The organism is Mesorhizobium sp. M7A.F.Ca.AU.001.01.1.1 (assembly GCF_004022735.1).
Taxonomy (GTDB): Bacteria; Pseudomonadota; Alphaproteobacteria; order Rhizobiales; family Rhizobiaceae; genus Mesorhizobium; species Mesorhizobium ciceri.
Window position 1 is genome coordinate 1 of record NZ_RZPF01000907.1, and the last position, 2,230, is coordinate 2,230.

Here is a 2,230-nt window from a genome sequence, read left to right on the forward strand (position 1 = left end):
CAGCAATAGCGGCGTGCCGGAGACCAGATCGCTGACCTGCAGGATCAGCGTGGTCGAGCGGTCGGTATAATCCTGCGTGCCCTGCGAAAAGCCATCGAGCGCCATCATCTCGGCAGGTGCTGCGACCAAGGCGAAATGCGCATCGGCCGGTGTGTTGGCCAATGGCGCGCCGGTATGGAACCCAAGCCACGATCTGATCGCGGTGGAGGCCTGCAAAGCCGGGTCGAGCCAGAGCGGCGTGTCATTGTCGCACAGCGCCAGTGCGATGGCGCCGGCGGTAGCCGAGAGCGGCACCGGCGGGCGGGCGAAGGCCGGCAGCGGTTGCACGCTGCCCGGCCGAGCCATTGCGTCCATCACGGCGCGGAACACGGTCTGGGCGTTGAAGACCGGATCGGCGAACCCGCCCTCGATCGATTGCGCTGCAATGTCCATCAGTCTTCTCCGCGAACCATGGTGAAGAAATCGACCTTCGTTGCCGCCGTCTCGGCGCGGCGTTTTTCGTGCGCCAAGGTCAGAGCCGACCGCAGAGGCGCTATCAGTCCGGTCTCGACCTCATTGCGGCGGGCAGGGTCCTGCCATAGGGCGTCGGCGATAGCCGCCAGCTTCGCCTTCTGCTTGTCGCGGCCAAGCGCATAGCAATGGCCGACCTGTCCGGTGGGTAGCCTGACCGTGGCGCGGGTGACGGTCGCCTCGCCGACATTGAAAGGGGCGCCGCCGCCGCCGATGCGGCCGCGCAGGGTGACAAGGCCGGTTTCGGGGCCGCGCAACAGCTCGGCGTCCGAAGGCAGTCCGGCCTCATTCCAGAGCCGTACGATGTCATCGCCGCTGGATTGCGTAAGGGTTGCCATGGCGGCTTTGCGCTCGGCCTGGTCGCGGGCTTCCTGTCCTCGCATCAGCAGCATTCCTCTTTGTTAATTTGTCTATTGATGTAGACAACTATACAAATTATATCTATTATCTAACGCGTGTCCATGACGGGTGGATGACAGCGATAGAAGACTGGGCGCTGGAAGGTTGGGGCAATGATGGTCGGGCGGCTGTTAGCGGACAGCATCGAGCGGCGCAGTGGCGTTTCGCTGTGGCGGCAGATCGCCGACAAGATCCTACATGCGATCGCCATCGGCGATTTCACGGAGAATGCAGCGCTGCCGCCGGAGGTGGCGCTGGCAGAACGCTATGGCGTCAACCGTCACACGGTGCGCAACGCCATATCAGCCCTTGTAAGGGAAGGCGTGCTGCGGGCCGAGCAGGGGCGCGGCACCTTCGTACTGTCGCGCAAGCGGCTGTCCTATCCGATCGGGGCGCGCACACGTTTTTCGACAGGGCTGCAAGGGCAAACGACGGAACGGCACATCGTCCTGCTCGCCTCGTCGGTCGAGCCGGCCAGCCAGCGCGTCGCCGAGGGACTGGGTCTTCCCAAGGGAGCCGATGTGATCCGGTTGGAAACGCGCGGCGAAGCCGACGGACGGCCGGTGTCGCGCGCTGCCGGCTGGTTCGAGGCCCGGCGCTTTGCCGGCATCGATGCCGCGATGGGGGAAACAGGCTCGATCACCGCATCGCTGGCGCGGTTCGGCATAGACGACTATCTCAGGCAATCGACCGTGCTGTCGGCGCGCCATGCCGATGCGGCGGACCTTGCCGACCTCGACCTGCAGCCGGGCGCCATCGTGCTGGTCACGGTTGCCGTCAACGTCACGCCGGACGGCCAGCCGATCCAGTTTTCCGAGTCGCGCTTTCCGGCCGAACGGGTGGAGCTGAAGCTGTCGGCGCTGTAGGGAGTGCCCGGCCCAGCTCGGCCGCATTCACTTGCCAGCGGCGGCGCATTTGAGGACCGGCTTCGCCGCCTGCCATGTTATAACCCCACCTCGATCACAGCCTTGATCAGGCCGGATTTCTCATGCGCCCAACGAGCCAGATCGCGCGGCGTGGCGGCGAGTGTGGTGCGGTGTGTGACGAGCTTGGCCAGTGGTACGGCCCCGTTGCGGATCGAGGCGGCGACATGGTCGAAGTCGGCGCGCAGCGCGTTGCGGCTGCCGATCAGCGTCATCTCGCGCTTGTGGAATTCCGGATCGGAAAAGCTGATGTCGTCCTTGACGACGGAGACCAGCACCAGCGTTCCGCCATGCGCGACATGGGCGAAGGCCGACTGCACCGACTGGGTGTTGCCGGTGGCGTCGAAGACCACATCGAAGCCTTCGCCTGATGTCGCTTCCCTGATCAGATCGGGCAC

At 65.1% G+C, this 2,230-nt stretch carries 4 protein-coding genes; 1 reads left to right on the plus strand and 3 read right to left on the minus strand.

Annotated elements, in window-relative coordinates; translation table 11 throughout:
- Both phnH and phnG read right to left on the minus strand, forming a co-directional pair.
- On the minus strand, positions 1 to 432 hold a 432-nt coding region (gene phnH, locus EN884_RS33760; protein WP_128361033.1), incomplete at its 3' end, for a phosphonate C-P lyase system protein PhnH.
- A complete protein-coding gene (gene phnG, locus EN884_RS33765; protein ID WP_063170338.1) occupies positions 432 to 893 on the minus strand; it encodes a phosphonate C-P lyase system protein PhnG in 462 nt (153 codons plus the stop codon). The genes phnH and phnG, both read right to left, overlap by 1 nt.
- Positions 894 to 1,025: 132 nt before the next feature.
- On the opposite strand from phnG, the gene phnF reads away from it, so the two are divergent.
- Positions 1,026 to 1,775 (plus strand): phosphonate metabolism transcriptional regulator PhnF, encoded by a 750-nt coding sequence (gene phnF, locus EN884_RS33770; protein WP_063170337.1) that lies wholly within the window; start codon positions 1,026 to 1,028, stop codon positions 1,773 to 1,775.
- Positions 1,776 to 1,852: 77 nt separating this feature from the next.
- Here phnF and EN884_RS33775 read toward each other — a convergent pair.
- On the minus strand, positions 1,853 to 2,230 hold a 378-nt coding region (locus EN884_RS33775; RefSeq protein WP_164895344.1), incomplete at its 5' end, for a zinc-binding dehydrogenase.

Bases quoted from the DNA above. Each gene is read 5' to 3' on its own strand.
- phnG (WP_063170338.1), bottom strand. From the start codon at position 893: ATGCGAGGACAGGAAGCCCGCGACCAGGCCGAGCGCAAAGCCGCCATG.
- phnF (WP_063170337.1), top strand. From the start codon at position 1,026: ATGGTCGGGCGGCTGTTAGCGGACAGCATCGAGCGGCGCAGTGGCGTT.